The following is a 19,476-nucleotide window of genomic DNA, read 5'->3' as shown; positions in this document are numbered from 1 at the left end:
CGGGCTGCGGCACGCTGGACACGTGGCTCCCCAGCTCGCCGGCCCCTACGCGCTCCAGGCCCCCATCGACCGCTACACGCACGCCGTGCTGCGGGCAGCAACGCTCGAGCTCGTCGAGACCGAGCGGCGCCGCCGCTTCCCGCCCACTGTGCACGCCGGCGTGCCGGGGCGATGCGTCCGCCACGCGGACGACCCGCCCGTCGCCGACGCCGGCCTGCGCGCCGACGTGGCGCTGGCGATGCTGCTCAGGTCGGCCTCGCTCACCCCGCGCCCGGTGCTCTGGCTGACCCGACCGGGCCAGCTCAGCCCGCACGACGACGACCTGCGCTGGCTCGGCCCGACCGCCTGGGCGAGCCAGGCGCTCGGCGCGCACGTCGGCCTGGTCGTGGTGACCCGCCGGGGCTGGTTCGACCCCGTCAGCGGCGTACGCCGGGAGTGGCGCCGCCTGCGCGCAAAGCCCGGCGCGGTCCCCCCGACGCCGCCCTGACCTCGGCGCCAGCGGTGCCCCACCCACATTCCGAGCCGGCCGAATGTGGCTCCGGCACCGCCCACGCGGGGAGACACGCGCCAGCGGTGCCCCACCCACATTCCGAGCCGGCCGAATGTGGCTCCGGCACCGCCCGATCGGTGAGCGAGACAGGTTCTGCAGGTTCAGTACCTGCGTCACACACCGCTCGAGCACGCGACCAGCGAGCGAGCCGGGTCAGTCCCAGGCGTGGACCGGCTCGTTGCTGTGCATGCGGTCGCGATAGTCGAGCAGCGTCGCGCGCAGCGCGTCGTAGCGGTCCTCTCCCCCGCGCTCGCGCACCCGGTCGACGAACCACCCGGCGCCACTAGCCTCGGCCTGGCACCGATGCTCGATGATCCCGAGGTAGCGGTCGCGCTGCTCGCCCGGCACGCCCCACGACTCGAGGCCCGCGTGTGCCATCGGCAGCAGCCTGCGCAGCACGAGCTCGGTGGCACGGACCTGCCCGATGCCGGGCCAGTAGACCTGGGCGTCGACACCTGTCTGGGCCGCGACGTGGAAGTTCTCCTCGGCTGCCGAGAACGACATCTGCGACCAGAGCGGGCGCTCGCTCTCGACGAGGTAGCGGATCAGTCCGAACCACAGCGCCGCGTTGGCGATCGTGTCGGCCACGGTCGGCCCGGCGGCCAGCAGGCGGTTCTCGACCCGCAGGTGCGGCATGCCCTGGGAGATGTCGTACACCGGTCGGTTCCAGCGGTAGATCGTGCCGTTGTGCAGCTTGAGCTCGTGGAGGGCGGGAGTGCCGCCGGCCTCGAGGACCTCGAGGGGGTCCTCCTCGTCGGTCACGGGCAGCAGCGCCGGGAAGTAGCGGACGTTCTCCTCGAACAGGTCGAACACCGAGGTGATCCAGCGCTCGCCGAACCACACGCGCGGACGGACGCCCTGCGCCTTCAGCTCCTCGCTGCGGGTGTCGGTGGCCTGCTCGAACAGCGGGATCCGCGTCTCGCGCCACAGCTCCTTGCCGAGGAGGTAGGGCGAGTTGGCCGACACCGCGAGCTGCACGCCGGCGATCGACTGGGCCGCGTTCCAGTAGGCGGCGAACTGGTCGGGCGAGGTCTGGACGTGGAACTGGGTGCTGGTGCACGCGGCCTCGGGGACGATCGAGTCGGCCGTCGTGGTGAGCCGCTCCTTGCCGGAGATGCTGATCGTGATGTCCTCGCCGCGGGCGTTGAGGATCTGCTCGGACAGCAGCGCGTAGCGGGGGTTGGAGCTCAGCGAGTCGCGGGTCATGTGCCCCTCGGCGAGCGTCGGCAGGATGCCGATCATCACCTGGTGGGCCCCCACCCGGGAGCCCTTCTCCTCGGCGTCGTTGAGCGAGCGGCGCAGGCTCTCCTCGAAGGTGGCCAGCCCGCCCTCGCGCAGCTTGGCGGGCGCCAGGTTGATCTCGATGTTGAACTGGCCGAGCTCGGTCTGGAAGTCGGGGTCGGCGATGGCCTCGAGGACCTCGGCGTTCTTCAGGGCCGGGTCGCCGGCGTCGTCGATGAGGTTGAGCTCCATCTCGAGGCCGGTCATCGGGTCGTCCGTGTCGAACGCGGCCTCCCGCAGCATCCGGGCGAACACGTCGAGGTTGCGACGCACCTTCTCGCGGTGGCGCGTCCGGTCGGCCCGACTGAACTCCTGCTGCGCGACCTCTTCTCCCATGTCGGCACCCTAGCCACGCCCGGACCTCGCGGGAACCGCCCGCCGGGCTGGTCTCACGCAGCGGGGTCCCCGCTGGTCGCCAGCTCGGGCCGCAGGACCTCCCAGTGGTCCGGGGAGGTCGCCGACTCCAGCAGCTGGGCCACGAGGCCGCCGAGGGAATGGGCGGGCTCGACGTCCCGACAGCGGTCGACGGCGCACCACGCCAGCGCCCCGTCCCCCAGGAGCCACGCCGCGAAGGCCAGGACGGCCGCCGGCCCGGCGACGTGCCGGTCCGGCAGTCGTCGTACGGCGTCGCTCCACAGGTCCACGGCCCGGCGCGCCTCGCCCCGGACGAGCCCCACCCACGCCTCGTCGCGGCGCGCGCCGGACGGGAGGGTGTGGGCGACTGCGGCCAGCTCGTCGACCGAGAAGGTGGTGCCACTGCCCAGATGGCGCCGCACGAGGCTCCCGAGCGCGCCGCCGGGCAAGGCGCTCGCCTCCGCGAGCGCGGCCTCGGTCGTGCGGATCGACGCGACGTCGGGGGCCAGCGTGGCTCGTAGTGCCTCACGGCTGGTGTGCGTGACGCGGCCGTCGAAGACGCCCTGTGCGGTGAACGGGTGCTCGGCGCGGGTGAACGGCACGCCTCGGTAGGCGGCCAGGGGCGCGCCGGGCAGCACGGCGTACCAGTGGTCGTCGTGCACCCGCATGACCTCCCGGACCGAGATGCCCGCCGCGGTGAGCTCCTCGTGGAGGGCCCAGGCAGCCTCGTCGGCGACCGTGGTGTCGTCGTCGTAGATCACCACGACCACGTCGCGGACGCCGTTGCGCCGGGCGGGACGCAGCAGCGCCTCCACCACGTCGTCGACGTCGTCGGGGTCCTGGGGCAGGTCGACGCGTGCGCTCATGCCGCCCGGCGAGCCGACGCTGATGAGGACGACGGACCGCTCGGGGACGAAGCCGAGGGCGAGCGGCACGAAGGCGGCGATGTCGTCCGGGGTGCGGGCGCGGAGCCTGGTGACAGGCGAGGGTGAGGTCGGGGCGTGGTCGTGGTGGTGGTCGTGGGATTCCATGTCGAGGACGTTTCCCGCGGGCACCGACGACCCAAGCCCAGCCGCGCGACAGCCTGTGGACAAGGCTCCTCGACGTCGGCCTGTGGACGGTTCGTGGCCCACGAACCCCCCGCTTGCGCCGGCGTACGGACGCCGATGGGCGAGGATGGAGCAGTGACGCAGCCCTCTGGATCCCGGGTCCCCGGCTGATGCGCAGCACCGCGTCGGTCCTGCACCTGGACCTGGACGCCTTCTTCGCCGCCGTCGAGCAGCGCGACAAGCCGTCGCTGCGGGGCAAGCCGGTGATCGTCGGCGGCACGGGCGGTCGCGGAGTGGTGTCCACCGCGTCGTACGAGGCGCGCCGCTACGGCGTCGGGTCGGCGATGTCGGGGCGCGAGGCGCGGGCACGCTGCCCCCACGCCGCCTTCCTCAGCGGGCGGTTCCACGCCTACCGTGCGACGAGCAAGCTCGTCATGGAGGTCCTGCGCGACCTGTCCCCGCTGGTGGAGCCGCTGTCGCTGGACGAGGCGTTCGTCGACCTCGCCGCCGCGGACCTCCCCGACCTCGAGGTCGCGACCGTCACCGAGGTGGGCGAGCGGTTGCGCGCCCGGGTGCACGAGGTGACCGGCGGTCTCACCGCGACGGTGGGCATCGCGTCCTCGAAGTTCCTCGCCAAGGTGGCCAGCGAGCTGGACAAGCCCGACGGGATGACGGTGGTCCCGCCCGGGACCGAGCTCGACCTGCTCCGTCCGATGAACGTCCACGTGATCCCCGGCGTCGGGCCCGCGACCGCCGAGCGGCTGCGCCGAGCGGGCATCCACACCATCGCCGAGCTCGAGCTCGTCACCGAGGACGAGCTCGTGCGCCTCCTCGGCCAGGCCCACGGGCACGGCCTGTGGCAGCTCGCGCGCGCCCAGGACTCCCGTCCCGTGGTGGCCGAGCGCGAGGCCAAGTCGGTGAGCGTGGAGGGCACGTACGACTCCGACCTCACCGACCGCCGCTTGATGGAGGGCCTGCTGACCCGGCAGGCCCGGGAGGTCGGGACCCGGCTGCGCAAGAACGGTCTCTCCGGCCGCACCGTCACCATCAAGGTGCGGCTGCACGACTTCACCACCCTCAGCCGGTCGAGCACGCTGTCCAGCCCGACCGACGAGGGCGGCACGATCGGGCGGATCGCCCGCTCCCTGCTCGCCGACCTCGACACCACGGGCGGGGTGCGGCTCCTCGGGGTCGGCGTGTCCGGCCTGGCCGACTGGGTGCAGGAGGACCTCTTCGGCGAGACCGCGGCCGAGGAGGAGGTGGAGGTGGTGCTGCCCGAGCCGCCGCGCCGCACGTGGCCGCCGGGTGCCGACGTGGTCCACGACGAGCTGGGACCCGGGTGGGTCTGGGGCTCGGGCGCGGGCGTCGTGACCGTACGCTTCGAGACCGCCGACACGCCGCCGGGACCGGTGCGCAGCTTCCGCGTCGACGATCCCGCCCTCCGGCGCTTCGAGCCGCCGCCGGAGGACTGACGGGACCGACGCCGGCAGCGTTCGTCACCCACAGCTCGCACGCGGCGGGTTGCGGCGCCGGCCGCTGGTTTGGCAGCCTCGGGGGCGCACGCGGATGAGGGGCTCCTGGTGGTATGAGCACCAGGAGCCCCTCGCTGCGGTCGGGGATGGTGACGTCCGACCCATCGCACCGGCGCCCGAACCCCCGCCGACCCCGTCACCGGGCCTGCGCGGCGACCATGTCGCCGGGTGGGGCTCTTCCTCCGATTCGATCCCCGACCCCGCCGGAGCGGTGTCGGTAGGGAGAGTTCTATGCCCCCCGACCGACGCGCGCAAGGCCCCGACCGGACATTCCTCGGGTCCCACAGGTTTCCTCACAGAAGTCGGCCCGTGCTCCACAGGCCCGCGCCTGCCCTCCACATGTTCCGCACGAGCCTGTGGGCGGGGATCACGGCCCGTACGGGTATGTGCACAGCCAGACCGGGGAACCCCTGAGAAGTCCCTGAGAGTTGGCCGTTCGTGCAACTCCCGGGGGAACTGGCTCGTCAAGGCAGGTGAAGGGCACCAATCCGACCGGGAATCCCGCAGCGGACACAGGCGTTGGAAGAGATGTGCGACACGGGGTGGTCGCACGAGAGCAGGAGGACGAGATGAGCACTGCACAGGCCAAGCGCACCACCAGCACCACTCGTGAGATCGAGGGCCGCGACAGCGTGGGCCTCTACCTCGACGAGATCGCTCGCACCCCGCTCCTCGACGCCGAGACCGAGGTCGAGCTGTCAAAGACCATCGAGGCGGGCCTGCTGGCCCAGCACCTCCTCGACACCGGCCGGGTCGGCCGGCGCAAGGGCGGCGCCCCGATGAGCGCCAACGAGGCCGAGCTCGAGTGGCTCGCCGAGCAGGGTCGGCTCGCCGTCGACCGCTTCATCGAGGCCAACCTGCGCCTCGTGGTCTCGATCGCCCGCAAGTACGGCCGCTCGCAGATGCCGATGCTCGACCTGATCCAGGAGGGCAACACCGGCCTGATCCGCGCGGTCGAGAAGTTCGACTACACCAAGGGCTACAAGTTCTCGACCTACGCAACCTGGTGGGTCCGCCAGGCCATCACCCGCGGCATCGCGCAGCAGGCCCGCGTCGTACGCCTCCCCGTGCACGTCGTGGAGGAGCTCAACCAGGTCGGCAGCGCGCGGCGCACGCTCGAGCGCCAGCTCGGGCGCGACCCCGAGCCCGAAGAGATCGCCACCGAGCTCGGCATGGAGCTCGACCGGGTCCTCGACCTGATGAGCTGGGGCCGCGACCACGTGTCCCTGGACACCCCGGTCGACGAGGACGGCGACACGTCGCTGGGCGACCTGATGGCCCAGGAGACCGCACCGGGCCCGGACCTCAACTACCTCGACGCCGAGGCCCGTCAGCGCCTCGACGACCTGGTCGGGATCCTCGACGAGCGCTCGGCCGACATCGTCCGCGCCCGCTACGGCCTGGCCGACGGTCGCCAGCACAAGCTCGCCGACATCGGTGCCCGCCACGGCATCTCCGCCGAGCGGGTGCGCCAGCTGGAGCGGGAGGCGCTGCAGAAGCTCCGCCGCGCCGGCGACCCCGACCTCGCTGCCTGATCAGTACGCCGCGGACTCCAGGTCCGCGCTCGCGGCCCGTGCCCTGTCGACCACGTCGGCGGGCACGGGCCGCTGTGCTGCGATCCGGGCCTGCCACATCTGGAGCGCCACCACGCGGGCGGCCGCCTCCTCGACCCGGGCCCGCGAGACGAGCCCAGAGTCGATCGCGTCGACCACGATCTGGTGCGTGGTCGCGTTGTCCACCGGCATCAGGAGCAGGTCCGCACCCGCCTGGAGAGCCTGCAGCGCCGGCGTCGGGCGCCCGCCGACCGCGCCCATCCCGAGCGAGTCGGTGATCGCCACGCCCTCGAACCCCAGGTCGTCGCGCAGCAGGTCGTAGACCTCCGGCGCCATGCTCGCCGGGACGCCCGGCGCGATGTCGGTGAGGTCGAGGTGGCTCAGCATGACCGCCGGTGCCTGCTGGCGGATGGCGGCCTCGAAGGGAGGCAGGTCGTGCGCCATCAGCTCCTCGACGGTCGCGTCGAGCACCGGCAGGGTGTCGTGGCTGTCGCTCGTCGCACCGCCGTGGCCGGGGAAGTGCTTGACCGTCGAGACGACACCCGCGTCGTCGTAGCCCTTGACGGCCGCGCCGACCGCTTGGGCGGCGAGCGCGGGGTCCATCGACGGTGAGCGCGCGCCGATCGTCGGGTCGGCGGCGCCGATGGTCACGTCGGCGACCGGCGCGAACACCCAGGTGAACCCCAGCCCGCGCAGCTCGAGCCCCGTCGTCAGGGCTGCGGCGCGGGTGACCCGGCGACCGAGCCTGGGGTCGGCGGCGATGGCCAGTCCGGCGGACGCGAAGTGGGGGAACTCGGTGGCGATGCCGCGCAGGTGCGAGACGTAGCCGCCCTCCTGGTCGACGCCGATGACCGGGGGGAAGTCGCGCCCGTCCTCGCGCGCGGCGCGGGAGACGGCGGCGGTCATGTCGAGCACCTGCTGCTGGTCGACGACGTTGGCACCGGTGACCGAGACACCGGCCAGGTGCAGCTCGCGCACCATCCGCGCCGGCTCGTCGGGGTCGGTGCCGTGGAACCGGCCGACGATGACGCCGCCGGCGAGCTGCTCGGGGGTCCACGTGGCGACGAGCTCACGCGCCTCCTCGACCTCTCCCACGGTCGGGCCCCACGAGGTCGGCGTGTCCGGGCCCTCGGTCTCCTCGGCCTCGGGCGCCGCAGGCTCGCCGGACCCGGTGGAGGCGGAGGACGTGGGCGTGGACGTGCCCGGAACCGCGTCGTCTGGCGTCGAGCCGAGGCCGGCGCAGCCGCTGACGAGCAGGACACCCGTCGCGATCACGGCCAGTCGGGGTCGGATCGGGAGCACGCGTGGAGGTTACCGGCCGCACCCCCACGATCCGGAAACGTCAGGCACGGCCGGCCAGCTCGGCGTACGCCTCCTCGACGTGTCGGCGCAGGTCGTCGAGGGACCCGGTGTTGTCGATCACGTGGGTCGCGATGGCCAGCCGGTCCTCGCGGGTGGCCTGGGCGGCGATCCGCGACTCGGCCTCCTCACGGGTCCACCCGCGGTCGCGGACCATCCGCGTCACCTGCACGTCGGTGGGGGCGTCGACCACGATCACGGCGTCGAACTGCCCGCCCCGGCCCACCTCCGCGAGCAGCGGGACGTCGTGGACGATCACGGAGCCGGGCGGCGCGGCAGCCTCGAGCTCGGCGCTGCGCTGGTGCACCAGCGGGTGGACGATCGCCTCGAGCCGCTTGCGCGCCGACGGGTCCGAGAAGACCAACGCGCCCATCGCCGGCCGGTCGAGGTCGCCCTCCTCGGTCAGGACGCCGGGCCCGAACTCGGCGACCACGGCGTCGAGGCCGGGGGTGCCGCGGGTCACCACCTCACGAGCGATCAGGTCGGCGTCGATGACGACGGCCCCGAGCTCGGCGAGGATCGCCGAGACGGTGCTCTTCCCCGAGGCGATGCCCCCGGTCAGCCCGACGCGAATGCTCACTGGACCTCCCCCACCGCGTTGCCCAGGACGGTGCCCAGGATGTCGTGGAGCGTACGACGCTGCGCCGGCGTGAGCACGTCGAGCACGCCCTCGGACGCTTGTCGGCGCACGTCCTCGATCACGTCGACCAGGTCCCGCCCGCTCCCAGCCGCAGCCGGACGACCATCACGATCGCGCACCGGCTCTCGACGGTCCGCGACGCCGACCAGATCGCCGTGCTGCACCGCGGCCGCGTCGTGGAGCTCGGCACCCACGAGGAGCTGCTCCTCCACGGCGGGCGGGACGCCGACCTGGCGCGCGGTGGCCTCGGCGCGGAGCGGGCGGCCGCCTGAGCACCGACCGGGCGGGTCAGGCGGCAGCCTTCTCGGCGGCCGCCAGCAGCACGCACGTCGCCACGGCCTCCATGGCCGCGGTGACCTCCGCGAGCGGCGGCATCGTGGGCGCCAGCCGGATGTTGGTGTCGTCCGGGTCCTGCTTGTAGGGGAACGACGACCCGGCGGGCGTCAGCGCGATGCCGGCCTCCTTCGCGAGCGCGACCACGCGGCTCGCGGTGCCGGGCACGACGTCGAGGTTGACGAAGTAGCCACCGCTCGGGGTGTTCCAGGTCGCCACGCCGCGGCCGCCGAGGCGCTCGGTCAGCACCCGGTCCACCTCGGCGAACTTCGGCGCGATGATCTCGCGGTGCCGGACCATGTGGTCGCGCACCCCCTGCGGGGAGCCGAAGAACTCGGCGTGGCGCAGGTGGTTGACCTTGTCCGGACCGATCGACCCGTTGCCGAGGTGCCCGAGGTACCAGCCGACGTTGCCCGTCGAGGCCGCGAGGAACGCCACGCCCGCCCCGGCATAGGTGATCTTGGAGGTCGAGGCGAACATGATCGGCCGGTCCGGGTGGCCGGCGGCGGACGCGAGGGTGAGGATGTCGGCGCTCTTGGCCTCCTCCTCGGTGAGGTGGTGAAGTGCGTAGGCGTTGTCCCAGAAGATCTTGAAGTCGGGAGCCGCCGTCGGCATCGCGGCCAGCCTGGCGGCCACGTCCTGGCTGCAGATCGCGCCGGTCGGGTTGGCGTACGTCGGGACGATCCACATGCCCTTGATGCTCGGGTCGTCCGCGACGAGCGCCGCGACGGCGTCGACGTCGGGGCCGTCCGCGCCCATCGCGACGGTCACCATCTCGATGCCGAGGCTCTCGAGCAGGGTGAAGTGCCGGTCGTAGCCCGGCACCGGGCACACGAAGCGGACCTTGTCCTCCTTGCTCCACGGACGCTCGGAGTCGACCGCGCCGAAGAGCATCATCCAGACCAGGCAGTCGCGCATCATCGACAGGCTGGAGTTGCCGCCCGCCACCACCTGGTCCGGCTCGACCCACAGCAGCTCGGCGAACATCTCCCGCAGCTCGCGCAGGCCCTCGAGCCCGCCGTAGTTGCGCACGTCGACCCCGCTGGCGTCCTTGGTGGACGTCGGGAGCCGCAACAGGTCGTCGGCGAGGTCGAGCTGCTGGGCCGACGGCTTGCCGCGTGTGAGGTCGAGCTTGAGCCCCTGCGCCTTGAGCTGCTCGTAGGCCGTGCGCTGCTCCTCGAGCAGGGCGGCGAGGTCGTCGGCGGACAGGTCGGCCAGCGCAGTCGCGTTCACGACCCCCAGCCTAGAGGTCGCCCCTCGCAGCGCTCGTGGCCGTTCCGCCCGTGGAACGACGACCAGCCCGCGCTCCGCGCCAGTGCGACCGAGGGGCGCACCCTCGACACCGACCTCGGCTCGTTCAACACCTGCGTGCTCTCGTCCGGTCCCTTCGGCCTGTTCCACCTCAGCTACTCGACCTGCTCCGACGCAAGCGCGAGGAGGTGCCGAACGTCGCCGACGAGGCGTACCTCGTCACCGGCTTCAACGAGAACGCCCTGTACGCCCTCGGGGACGGCGTGTCCTACGAGATGGGGGTGTCCGGACTCGCCGGGCGCAAGGGTGCGCGCCGGCGCCACGCTCATCCTGACCGACTCCCTGTTCGAGCGGGAGGCGCTCCGTCCCGAGCGGATGGACCGCATGACGATGCTCGACTCGCCTCGCGGCGTGTCCTCGGGGGTCAGGCCGGAGGGTGGGCAGTGGGCCTACCACTCCGCACTGCCCGCCCGCGTGGAGACGGTGGTGGTGCGCACCGGGCGGCGGTCGTGGGGCCCCCGGCCCACCGCCGAGGTCGAGCGGGCGGCCTTCCTGGCGTCGTCGACGCCTACCGGGCCCTTGCCTCCGAGCAGCTCGGCGTGGAGTACTGACCTCGCTCAGGCAGGCAGGCCCGCCGGCGCACGGAAGGTACGCCGGTACTCCTGGGGGCTGACCCCGCGGGTACGACCGAAGTGGTGGCGGAGCGTGGCGGCGTTGCCGAAGCCCACCTCGGCGGCGACCCAGTCGACCGAGTGGTCGGTCTGCTCGAGCAGCTCCTGGGCGGCGCGCACCCGCTCGCCGAGGATCCAGCTGTACGGCGTGGTGCCCGTCTCCTCCTTGAACCGCCGGGCGAAGGTGCGGGCCGACATGTGCACCTGCCTGGCCAGTGTCTCGACGTCGAGGTCCTCGGCGAGGTTCGCAGCGATCCACGCCAGCAGCGGCGCCAGTGCCTCGGACTCGCACACCGGGACCGGGCGGGCGATGAACTGGGCCTGCCCGCCGTCCCGGTGCGGCGGCACGACCATGCGCCGCGCCGTCGTCGCGGCCACCTTGGCACCGAACTGCTGGCGCATCACGTGGAGCGCGGCGTCGAGCGCCGCCGCCGACCCCGCGCCCGTCACGATGGAGCCGTCCTGCACGTAGAGCACGTCGGGGTCCACCTCGGCCTCGGGGTAGCGCGCGGCGAGCTCGGCGGCGTACCTCCAGTGGGTGGTGCACCGGCGACCGTCCAGGAGGCCGGCCTCCCCGAGCATGAAGGTCGCCGAGCAGTGGGCGAACAGCATCGCCCCGCGGTCGTGCGCGGACCGCAGGAGCTCGGAGACCTCGGGCGGCGACTCGAGGTGGTTGCTCTTGGGCGCGAGGCAGACCAGGTCGGCATCCGCCGCCGCCTCGAGGCCGTGCTCCACGACGAGGTCGAAGCCCGCGCGCGTGCGCAACCGGCCCGGCGTCGGGGTGACGACCGTGAAGTCGAAGACCGGGTTGTCGTCCTCGGGGTGGTAGGGCTCGGCCCACACCTCGCACAGCGCGCCAAGGCCGAACGGCTCGGGCCGTTCCTGGACGACGACAGCGACCTTCTTGATGGATCCCGACATGGGACCAGCCTGCACGACGAGTGGCAGTAAATCAACCATAGTTGTCATTCCTGCCACTCGTGGCAGGAATGAGATGAGCGGAGAATTACTGCCATGAACACCATCATCCTCATCCTGGCCCTGACCACCGCCGTCGTGCTGCTCGTCGACTATGCCCGCCGCGACGACTTCGCCGGCCCCTCGTCCACCACCCACCCGATCGACGACCTCGGCCCGGTCGACGAGCGGCACCACCGGGTCCCGCGCGGCTGAGACCCGGGCCCCGACCGGCACAATGCCGGTCATGTTCGGCACGCAGGAACGGCCCAGCGAGGGATCGCGCGTCGCGCTGCTCGTCCCCGGCTCAGAGGCGTACGTCGACCTGGTGATCGCACTCCTCGCGGACGGCGTCTTCCCGGTCCCGCTCGATCCAGCGCTCACCCGCGCCGAGCGCGACCGCATCCTCGCTCCGATCGAGCCCGACCTCGTCGTGACGACCCAGGAGCAGGTGGACGCCCTGCTCGCGGCCCGGCCGGGACGGTCGCGGTCCCTGCCGCGCGGGCGGCCGATCCACTGCACCAGCGGCACCACGGGGACACCGAAGGGCGTCTGGTCCGGCCTGCTCCCGGCGTCCGACGCGGCGGGGCTGGTTGCCGAGGAGCGCGACCTGTGGGGGTTCTGCGCGGACGACGCGAACCTGGTCCTCAGCCCGCTGCACCACTCGGCGCCCCTGCGCTTCGCCATGGGGACGCTCCTGGCCGGCGGCCGGATCGTCGTCCCCGGGAAGTTCGACCCGGAGGTGGTCACCCGGGCGATCACCGAGGAGCGGCCGACCACGATGTTCTGCGTGCCGACGCACCTGCAGCGGCTCTTCGCGCACTGGGAGGCCGTCGGCGTCCCCGACCTCTCGTCGTTCCGTCTCGTCGCGCACGCGGGTGCCCCGTGCCCGGTCTCCGTGAAGCAGCGACTGGTCGAGCTGTTCCCGGCCGGCTCGACCTGGGAGTTCTACGGCTCGACCGAGGGCCAGTTCACGGCCTGCCGTTCCGAGGAGTGGCAGGCGCGCCCCGGCACCGTCGGTCGGGCGCGACCCGGTCGGACCCTGACCACCGACGACGACGGCCGGATCTGGTGCGCGGTCCCGCGCCACGCGCGCTTCACCTACCTCGGGGCTCCGGAGCAGACGGCGGCAGCCTGGCGCGACACAGCAGCGGGGCCCGCCTTCACCGTCGGGGACGTCGGCAGGATCGACGACGACGGCTACGTCCACCTCGACGGCCGGCGTACGGACCTCATCATCTCCGGCGGCGTCAACGTCTACCCGCTGGAGGTCGAGACCGCGTTGCGCGAGGTGCGCGGCGTCGACGACGTCGCCGTGTACGGCGTCCCGGACCCGCAGTGGGGGCAGCGCGTGTGCGCGGCGGTCGTCGGCGACGTGGCCGTCGAGACCATCACCGGCCACGCCCGGCGGGTGCTCGCGCCTGCCAAGCGGCCCAAGGAGTACGCGCTCGTCCCCGCCCTCCCGATGACCGCCACGGGGAAGGTGCGGCGCGACGCCCTCCCCGGCGTCGTGGCCGAGGCAGGCCGGCTCTCGTCCTGACCTGACGCACGGGGACGACCGTGGTGACCCGGCCGGCCCGCGGGCGACGGCATCACGCCTCCCAGACCCCGCGGACCCCGTCGAGCACGTCGCGCGACTGGCGCAGTCCGGCCTCGGCCGCGACGGCGCGCTTCGACGGGTCGAGCAGGTTGCGACCGAAGGCGGCGAGCGCCTCGGCGTCAGGCGTGACGACCGACCACGCCCGCGGTGCCACCCGCTCCAGCTGGGCGCGGATCGACGCCTTCTTGCTGATCGCGCGCGGGAGCGGCGCCAGCACGACGACGCGGTCGGCCCCGCGGGCGACGTCGACGTTGGCGGTCGACCGCATCCCGCCGTCCATGTAGGTCCGCCCGGCGACCTCCACAGGAGGCCACACCGTCGGGACCGCGCAGCTCGCGGCGACGGCGGCGACGAGGTCGACGCCCGATGCCGGGGTGAACACGGTGAACTCGCCGCTGACGGCGTCGACGGCGGTGATCCGCAGGTCGCGGTCGGGCCAGCCGTGCACCGGCAGGCGGGAGCGGATCACGCCCTCGCGGTCGACCGAGCCGGGCTCGTGCGCGGCCGTGGCGACCCGTCCCACCCGCGCGAGCTTCGTACGACCGCTGCCGGGCAGGGCGTAGGGAGGCACGAGCTTCAGCGCGGCGATCCGTGACAGCCGGCCGCCGATCTCGGCGTCGGGGGGCTCGAGCTGGGTGGCGTAGAGGTCCGCCAGGGGCAGGCCGTTGGTGACCTGGGCGCCGACCACCGACCCGGCCGACGTGCCCACGACGACGTCGGCGTCCGTCACGTCCACGCCGGCGTCGGCGAGCCCCGCGAGGATGCCGAGCTGCCAGGCGATGCCGGTGATCCCGCCACCGCCGAGGACCAGTGCCGAGGTGCCGCTCATGCGCCAGTTGTAGCGGACGCACCCTGACCTGGCGAGGCACGTACGCCGAACGGCCCGCCCGGGAGTCCCGGGCGGGCCGTTCGTGGTGCTGTGGAGCCAGCGGTCAGTTGGACCCGCCGGTCAGCTTCTCGCGGAGCGCCTGCAGCGCCTCGTCGGAGGCGAGCGAGCCGCCGGTGTCGCCACCGGACTCGCCACCCTCGGCGACGTCGCCGCCGGAGGAGTACGAGGTGGCCTCGCCGGCCTCGGCCTCGGCGACCTTCGCGTCAGCCTGCTGCTTGACGTGCTGCTCCCAGCGCGCGTGCGCCTTGGCGTACTGGTCCTCCCAGACCGCACGCTGCTCGTCGAAGCCCTCGAGCCACTCGCCCGTCTCGGGGTCGAAGCCCTCGGGGTAGACGTAGTTGCCCTGCTCGTCGTAGGTCGCGGTCATGCCGTAGAGCGTGGGGTCGAACTCCTCCACGTCGGCGGCGGCGGCGGTCTCGTTGGCCTGCTTGAGCGACAGCGAGATGCGGCGACGCTCGAGGTCGATGTCGATGATCTTGACCATGACGTCGTCGTTGACCTGGACGACCTGCTCGGGGATCTCGACGTGACGCTCGGCGAGCTCGGAGATGTGCACCAGGCCCTCGATGCCCTCCTCGACACGGACGAACGAGCCGAAGGGCACCAGCTTGGTGACCTTGCCCGGCACGATCTGGCCGATCTGGTGGGTGCGGGCGAAGTGCTGCCACGGGTCCTCCTGCGTCGCCTTCAGCGACAGGGAGACACGCTCGCGGTCCATGTCGACGTCGAGGACCTCGACGGTGACCTCGTCGCCCACGGCGACGACCTCGGACGGGTGGTCGATGTGCTTCCACGACAGCTCGGAGACGTGGACCAGGCCGTCGACGCCACCGAGGTCCACGAAGGCACCGAAGTTGACGATCGAGGACACGACACCCTTGCGGATCTGGCCCTTCTGGAGCTGGGTGAGGAAGCCGTGGCGGACCTCGGACTGGGTCTGCTCGAGCCAGGCGCGGCGCGACAGGACCACGTTGTTGCGGTTCTTGTCGAGCTCGATGATCTTCGCCTCGAGCGTCTGGCCGACGTAGGGCTGCAGGTCGCGGACGCGACGCATCTCCACGAGCGACGCGGGCAGGAAGCCGCGCAGGCCGATGTCGAGGATGAGGCCGCCCTTGACGACCTCGATGACGGTGCCCTCGACGACGCCGTCCTCCTCCTTGACCTGCTCGATGGTGCCCCAGGCACGCTCGTACTGAGCACGCTTCTTGGACAGGATCAGGCGGCCTTCCTTGTCCTCCTTCTGGAGGACCAGGGCCTCGACCTTGTCGCCCACGGAAACGACCTCGTTGGGGTCGACGTCGTGCTTGATCGACAGCTCGCGCGAGGGGATGACGCCCTCGGTCTTGTAGCCGATGTCGAGGAGGACCTCGTCGCGGTCCACCTTGACGATGGTGCCGTCGACGATGTCACCGTCGTTGAAGTACTTGATGGTCGCGTCGATTGCCGCGAGGAAGTCCTCTTCGGACCCGATGTCGTTGACGGCCACCTGGGGCGCGTCGTAGTCCGGAAGAGTGGAGAGCGTGCTCGTCATATGGGAAGTGATTCCTTGGATGGATGGAGTCGTGCGGACGCGCACGATCGTCTGTTTCACTGGCACTCGTCGGTGACGGGTCACTGACGCGAGCTCGGCGAGCACGGGTTCGCTCGGTATGGAAGCCGGGCAGACGACTGGCGCAACTCCTGAGAGTACGCGCCCGCGCGGGCCCACGTCCAACCGGCGCCGCACGCTCAGCGCACGCTCGTCACCACGCTCACTCCACGCTCAACCGGCGAAGGGCCAGGCGTGCACGTCACCCGCGTCCGCGATCGCCCGGAGCAGCTCCTCGGCGCGGTCCGCGACGGGGTTCTCCCCCACCCGGCCGGCGAGGTCCACCAGCGCCCTCAGGTCGGCCGACCGGGCGCCGTCGAGCACCGTCGCGGCCTCGCCGCCGCGCAGCGACACCCACGCGTCGAGGGCTCCGGAGGCGTACGCCGGATGCCGGTCGAACCGCAGCAGGTTGCCCAGGTCGGTCCACGGGTGGCCCGCGTGGGCGTACTCCCAGTCGAGCACCCCGGTGACCTCGAGGGTGGCGGGGTCGACCAGGACGTTCTTGGGGTTGAGGTCGCTGTGGACCAGGCAGGCGCGTCCCACCGTGTCCAGCAGGTCCTGCGCCCGGCGGCACACCTGCGACAGGTTGCGCCGCAACCCCGCGGGCCAGCCGGGCAGGCGGGCGGCGGCCCAGGCGGCCAGGTCGTCGTCGGGGAAGCGTCCCAGGGTGAGGTCGGCGTCGAGGAAGGGTCCGGGCCGCAGCATCGGCATCCCCGCGAGGCCGGCCGCGACCGCCCCGAGCGCCCGCCCGATACGCCGCAACCCGTCCGAGTCCCCGGCGGCGACCAGGCGCTCGACGACGACGTCCCCGCGCTCCCCCGGCAGGAACGAGGTCACCAGCAGACCCGGGGTGCCGGCGTCTGCCATCGGGCGGCGCACCTCGAGCACGTCGGCCACGGGCAGCAGCCCGCGGACCAGCCCGAGGACCGAGCAGTCGATCTCGGGAGCCTGCGCACCGCGCACGTCGTCGGGCGGATGGAGCCGTACGACCACGCGCTCGCCACCGGCGTCACCGAGGAAGGTGCGGCCCGAGTGACCTCCCGCCAATGGCGTCAGGGACGTCGTCGGCTCGCTCACCGCCTCATCGTGGCACGACCGAGCTGGTCTGCACCGGCGAGGGCGACTCATCCCTTTGGGTAAAGTTTGTATCACCTCCTCGTGCATGTCTCGTTGCTTTTGTTAGATCAGCAGTAGCCGTGACGCAGATCGTCCGAAGATCTGCGCACGCCGAGCATCACAGGGGGAACGAACGATGCATGCACGACAGCGCCGGACACGGGGTCGGCTCTCCAGAGCAGCAGCGGTGGCAACCGCCCTCGCCCTGCCCGGGTCTCTCCTGGCCCTGACCCAGGCGCCAGCCGCAGCGGCACCACTTCCCGCGGCCTACTCGGCCGACGCGCACGGCGACATCGTGGACCTGACGGGTGACGTCCTCGGTCTGGACGTGGCCGGTCTCGTGGTCGGGCACAGCCGCAGCTCGGTCACCGGCACGACCACCGACGGCAGCTCGACGGCCGCGTCCGCCAACCTGGACGCGAGCCTGGTGCTCGACGGCGTGACCATCACGGCGGACGGCACCAGCGTCACGGCGCCGCCGAGCGCCGACCCGCCCGCGGAGACCCTCGCCGACGTCCCCGTCGACGCCGTCGCCGACGTCGGGGTCATCACCGGCGACGTCCAGGCTGCCTGGGCGGGCAGCGACGCCTGCGTGCCGGCGGTCGACGGCGAGCGAGTGCTCTCGGACTCCCTCACCACCCTCGCCGGAGTCACGCTCGTCGACGCTCCGGACCCGGTCGGCACCCTCGCCGAGATGACGGACTCGCAGACCCGTACGCGCACCGCCCTCGTCGACGACGCAGACGGCTCCGACGTCGTCTCGACCACCACGACCACCGTGGGCGACATCGACCTGCTCGGCGGCGCCGTCACCGTGGACGTCACGAACCCGGTCGTCCTGGAGGCACGGTCCGACGGCACCACCGGCTCGGCCGGGTTCGTCGACCCACCCACCGTCACGGCGACCGTCGGCGGCACGCCCGTCGACATCCCGCTGAACGGCACGCCGCAGCAGATCGACCTGCCCGTCCTGCTCGAGCCGCTGGTGGACCTGTCCGTCACCGCGTTCACGCCGACCGACCAGTCCACCGGTGCGACCGGCCAGGGCACGCTCGACGCGCTGCTGCGCATCGACGTCGAGGTCCTCGACGCGACGCCCCTCCTGCCGCCGGTGGCCGACTTCTCCCTCGACGTGGCGCCGATGTCGGCCCAGGCCATCGCCCCCGAGGGGGGCGTCGAGTGCGCCGTCGACGACGAGGCCCCGGCTGCTCCCGTCATCGACACCCCGACCGACGGCGACGTGACCAGCGACGCGACGCCCGAGTTCTCCGGGACCGCCGAGCCCGGCTCGACGGTCGTCGTGGAGGACGCGGACGGCAACGAGGTCTGCACCGACGTCGCCGAGGGCGGCTCGTGGGGCTGCACGCCCGACGAGGACCTGCCCGAGGGCGAGGCCACCTACAGCGCCACCGCCACGGACGACGCGGGCAACACGTCCGAGCCGGACACGGTCACCTTCGAGGTCGACACCGCGACCACGGTGGACGTCCTCACGCCGGCCGACGGGTCCACCATCCCCGACGCGACGCCTGAGGTCTCGGGCACCGGCGAGGCGGGTGCCACCATCGACGTCACCGAGGGGGGCCTGCCGGTCTGCAGCACCACCGTCGAGCCGGACGGCACCTGGTCCTGCACCCCGTCCCTGCCGCTGCTGCCCGGGGAGCACACCTTCACGGTGACCGCGGAGGACGAGGTCGGCAACACCGCCACCGCCACCACCACGTTCACCGTCGACCCCGACGCGGACGACACCGATCCGCCCGCAGCACCGGTGATCACCGCGCCGGCCGAGGGCGCATCCGTGCAGGACACCACGCCGCAGATCAGCGGCACCGGTGAGCCCGGGGCGACCGTGACCGTCTCGGAGGGCTCGACCGTCCTGTGCACCGCGGTCGTCGCCACCGACACCACGTGGTCCTGCTCCCCCACGGTCGCGCTGCCGCTCGGCCCGCACACGGTGACCGCCACGCAGGAAGACGCCGCCGGCAACCCCAGCCCGGCCGACACCGTCAGCTTCACCATCGTGGCGCCGACGCCCCCGGTCCCGGGTGACACCGACGGCGACGGCCTGCCAGACGGGCAGGAGGGGACGATCGGCACCGACCCCAAACGACCCCGACACCGACGACGACGGCCTCACCGACGGCGCGGAGGTCAACACCACCGGCACCGACCCGCTCGACCCGGACACGGACAACGACGGGTTGACCGACGGCGCGGAGGTCGACGTCCACGGGACCGACCCGCTCGACAGCGACACGGACGGCGACCGCATCACCGACGGCCGCGAGGTCAGCGGGGTGCGGATCAAGGAGCGGTTCGAGGTCTGTGGCAGGAAGGTCCGTACGGCGATCCTCGTCCGGACGGACCCGCTGGACGCGGACACCGACAAGGACGGCCTCGCCGACGGCAAGGAGGTCCGCGGCTACAGGATCAAGCAGCGGGTGACGACCAGGAAGGGCTCCTTCGTGATCGGCGGGACCCGGACCGACCCGACGAAGCAGGACACCGACCGCGACGGCCTGGACGACAAGGTCGAGAAGACCGGCAAGGCGAACAAGCGGTGGGGCAACGACAAGACCGACCCGACCAAGTGCGACACCGACCGCGGCGGCGTACGTGACGGGGTCGAGGTCAAGGCCCGCTCCAACCCGGCCGACTTCTACTCCGGCCCGCGCAACCCCGGTGGGCGCTCCGGACGGACGCCGATCGGCTGAGCTCGCGCCCCTGAGGTGCCGGTGCACCGGGCAACC

General features: G+C 72.6%; 16 protein-coding genes and 1 pseudogene. 8 read left to right on the top strand and 9 right to left on the bottom strand.

Going from position 1 to position 19,476, the window contains the following annotated elements; genetic code table 11:
- The first annotated feature begins 22 nt into the window (after window positions 1-22).
- Complete coding sequence (locus EXE59_RS17505) at window positions 23-487, top strand: hypothetical protein (RefSeq protein WP_135840047.1); 465 nt, start codon at window positions 23-25, stop codon at window positions 485-487.
- 216 nt (window positions 488-703) lie between these two features.
- Here EXE59_RS17505 and EXE59_RS17500 read toward each other — a convergent pair whose 3' ends face one another.
- Both EXE59_RS17500 and EXE59_RS17495 read right to left on the bottom strand, forming a co-directional pair.
- A complete protein-coding gene (locus EXE59_RS17500) occupies window positions 704-2,167 on the bottom strand; it encodes a glutamate-cysteine ligase family protein (protein WP_135840046.1) in 1,464 nt (487 codons plus the stop codon).
- 53 nt (window positions 2,168-2,220) lie between these two features.
- Window positions 2,221-3,216, bottom strand: a complete 996-nt coding sequence (locus EXE59_RS17495; protein ID WP_135840045.1) for a DUF4192 domain-containing protein — start codon at window positions 3,214-3,216, stop codon at window positions 2,221-2,223.
- 188 nt (window positions 3,217-3,404) lie between these two features.
- Between EXE59_RS17495 and EXE59_RS17490 the strand changes: the two genes are divergently transcribed.
- Window positions 3,405-4,706 carry a DNA polymerase IV gene (locus EXE59_RS17490; protein WP_135840044.1) on the top strand — a complete coding sequence of 434 codons (1,302 nt, stop codon included), beginning with the start codon at window positions 3,405-3,407 and terminating at the stop codon, window positions 4,704-4,706.
- A gap of 629 nt (window positions 4,707-5,335) precedes the next feature.
- Window positions 5,336-6,301, top strand: coding sequence for a sigma-70 family RNA polymerase sigma factor (locus EXE59_RS17485; RefSeq protein ID WP_135840043.1), 966 nt, complete (start codon window positions 5,336-5,338; stop codon window positions 6,299-6,301).
- Here EXE59_RS17485 and EXE59_RS17480 read toward each other — a convergent pair whose 3' ends face one another.
- Entirely contained in the window at window positions 6,302-7,621 is a 1,320-nt protein-coding gene (locus EXE59_RS17480) for a glycoside hydrolase family 3 protein (RefSeq protein WP_135840042.1), read from the bottom strand.
- A 40-nt stretch (window positions 7,622-7,661) separates the two neighbouring features.
- The gene (gene coaE, locus EXE59_RS17475) at window positions 7,662-8,258 is read right to left on the bottom strand and encodes a dephospho-CoA kinase (RefSeq protein WP_425464522.1); all 597 of its coding nucleotides are present in this window, start codon (window positions 8,256-8,258) and stop codon (window positions 7,662-7,664) included.
- A gap of 44 nt (window positions 8,259-8,302) precedes the next feature.
- Between coaE and EXE59_RS17470 the strand changes: the two genes are divergently transcribed.
- Window positions 8,303-8,590, top strand: coding sequence for a hypothetical protein (locus EXE59_RS17470; RefSeq protein WP_135840041.1), 288 nt, complete (start codon window positions 8,303-8,305; stop codon window positions 8,588-8,590).
- Window positions 8,591-8,606: 16 nt separating this feature from the next.
- Here the strand turns inward: EXE59_RS17470 and EXE59_RS17465 are convergent, their stop codons facing one another.
- A complete protein-coding gene (locus EXE59_RS17465; protein ID WP_210429056.1) occupies window positions 8,607-9,884 on the bottom strand; it encodes an aspartate aminotransferase type Ic in 1,278 nt (425 codons plus the stop codon).
- A gap of 635 nt (window positions 9,885-10,519) precedes the next feature.
- The gene (locus tag EXE59_RS17460) at window positions 10,520-11,494 is read right to left on the bottom strand and encodes a GlxA family transcriptional regulator (RefSeq protein ID WP_135840040.1); all 975 of its coding nucleotides are present in this window, start codon (window positions 11,492-11,494) and stop codon (window positions 10,520-10,522) included.
- 93 nt (window positions 11,495-11,587) lie between these two features.
- On the opposite strand from EXE59_RS17460, the gene EXE59_RS23895 reads away from it, so the two are divergent.
- Together EXE59_RS23895 and EXE59_RS17455 are read left to right on the top strand one after the other, a co-directional pair.
- Entirely contained in the window at window positions 11,588-11,746 is a 159-nt protein-coding gene (locus EXE59_RS23895; protein ID WP_168218578.1) for a hypothetical protein, read from the top strand.
- A 31-nt stretch (window positions 11,747-11,777) separates the two neighbouring features.
- Window positions 11,778-13,070, top strand: a complete 1,293-nt coding sequence (locus tag EXE59_RS17455) for a class I adenylate-forming enzyme family protein (RefSeq protein WP_135840039.1) — start codon at window positions 11,778-11,780, stop codon at window positions 13,068-13,070.
- 52 nt (window positions 13,071-13,122) lie between these two features.
- On the opposite strand, the gene EXE59_RS17450 is transcribed toward EXE59_RS17455, so the two are convergent.
- From EXE59_RS17450 to EXE59_RS17440, 3 genes are all read right to left on the bottom strand, one after another.
- Window positions 13,123-13,959 (bottom strand): patatin-like phospholipase family protein, encoded by an 837-nt coding sequence (locus EXE59_RS17450; RefSeq protein ID WP_135840038.1) that lies wholly within the window; start codon window positions 13,957-13,959, stop codon window positions 13,123-13,125.
- 103 nt (window positions 13,960-14,062) lie between these two features.
- Window positions 14,063-15,550 carry a 30S ribosomal protein S1 gene (gene rpsA, locus EXE59_RS17445; RefSeq protein ID WP_135840037.1) on the bottom strand — a complete coding sequence of 496 codons (1,488 nt, stop codon included), beginning with the start codon at window positions 15,548-15,550 and terminating at the stop codon, window positions 14,063-14,065.
- Between the two features lie 231 nt (window positions 15,551-15,781).
- Window positions 15,782-16,684 carry a phosphotransferase family protein gene (locus EXE59_RS17440; RefSeq protein ID WP_246056863.1) on the bottom strand — a complete coding sequence of 301 codons (903 nt, stop codon included), beginning with the start codon at window positions 16,682-16,684 and terminating at the stop codon, window positions 15,782-15,784.
- Window positions 16,685-16,859: 175 nt separating this feature from the next.
- On the opposite strand from EXE59_RS17440, the pseudogene EXE59_RS17435 reads away from it, so the two are divergent.
- Window positions 16,860-18,833: pseudogene (locus tag EXE59_RS17435) on the top strand (Ig-like domain-containing protein); the annotation flags it as partial.
- Entirely contained in the window at window positions 18,772-19,440 is a 669-nt protein-coding gene (locus EXE59_RS25150) for a hypothetical protein (protein WP_425464542.1), read from the top strand. The pseudogene EXE59_RS17435 and the gene EXE59_RS25150, both read left to right, overlap by 62 nt.
- The last annotated feature ends 36 nt before the right edge of the window (window positions 19,441-19,476 follow it).

The sequence above is a fragment of the Nocardioides eburneiflavus genome, from assembly GCF_004785795.1.
Lineage (GTDB): Bacteria > Actinomycetota > Actinomycetes > Propionibacteriales > Nocardioidaceae > Nocardioides > Nocardioides eburneiflavus.
The sequence above is the reverse complement of the archived record's forward strand: the minus strand, read 5'-3'. Positions and strand labels throughout refer to the sequence as shown.

Coding starts and splice junctions, on each gene's coding strand:
- EXE59_RS17500 (WP_135840046.1), bottom strand. CDS start 2,167: ATGGGAGAAGAGGTCGCGCAGCAGGAGTTCAGTCGGGCCGACCGGACG.
- EXE59_RS17495 (WP_135840045.1), bottom strand. CDS start 3,216: ATGGAATCCCACGACCACCACCACGACCACGCCCCGACCTCACCCTCG.
- EXE59_RS17490 (WP_135840044.1), top strand. CDS start 3,405: ATGCGCAGCACCGCGTCGGTCCTGCACCTGGACCTGGACGCCTTCTTC.
- EXE59_RS17485 (WP_135840043.1), top strand. CDS start 5,336: ATGAGCACTGCACAGGCCAAGCGCACCACCAGCACCACTCGTGAGATC.
- EXE59_RS17460 (WP_135840040.1), bottom strand. CDS start 11,494: ATGTCGGGATCCATCAAGAAGGTCGCTGTCGTCGTCCAGGAACGGCCC.
- EXE59_RS23895 (WP_168218578.1), top strand. CDS start 11,588: ATGAACACCATCATCCTCATCCTGGCCCTGACCACCGCCGTCGTGCTG.
- EXE59_RS17455 (WP_135840039.1), top strand. CDS start 11,778: ATGTTCGGCACGCAGGAACGGCCCAGCGAGGGATCGCGCGTCGCGCTG.
- EXE59_RS17450 (WP_135840038.1), bottom strand. CDS start 13,959: ATGAGCGGCACCTCGGCACTGGTCCTCGGCGGTGGCGGGATCACCGGC.
- rpsA (WP_135840037.1), bottom strand. CDS start 15,550: ATGACGAGCACGCTCTCCACTCTTCCGGACTACGACGCGCCCCAGGTG.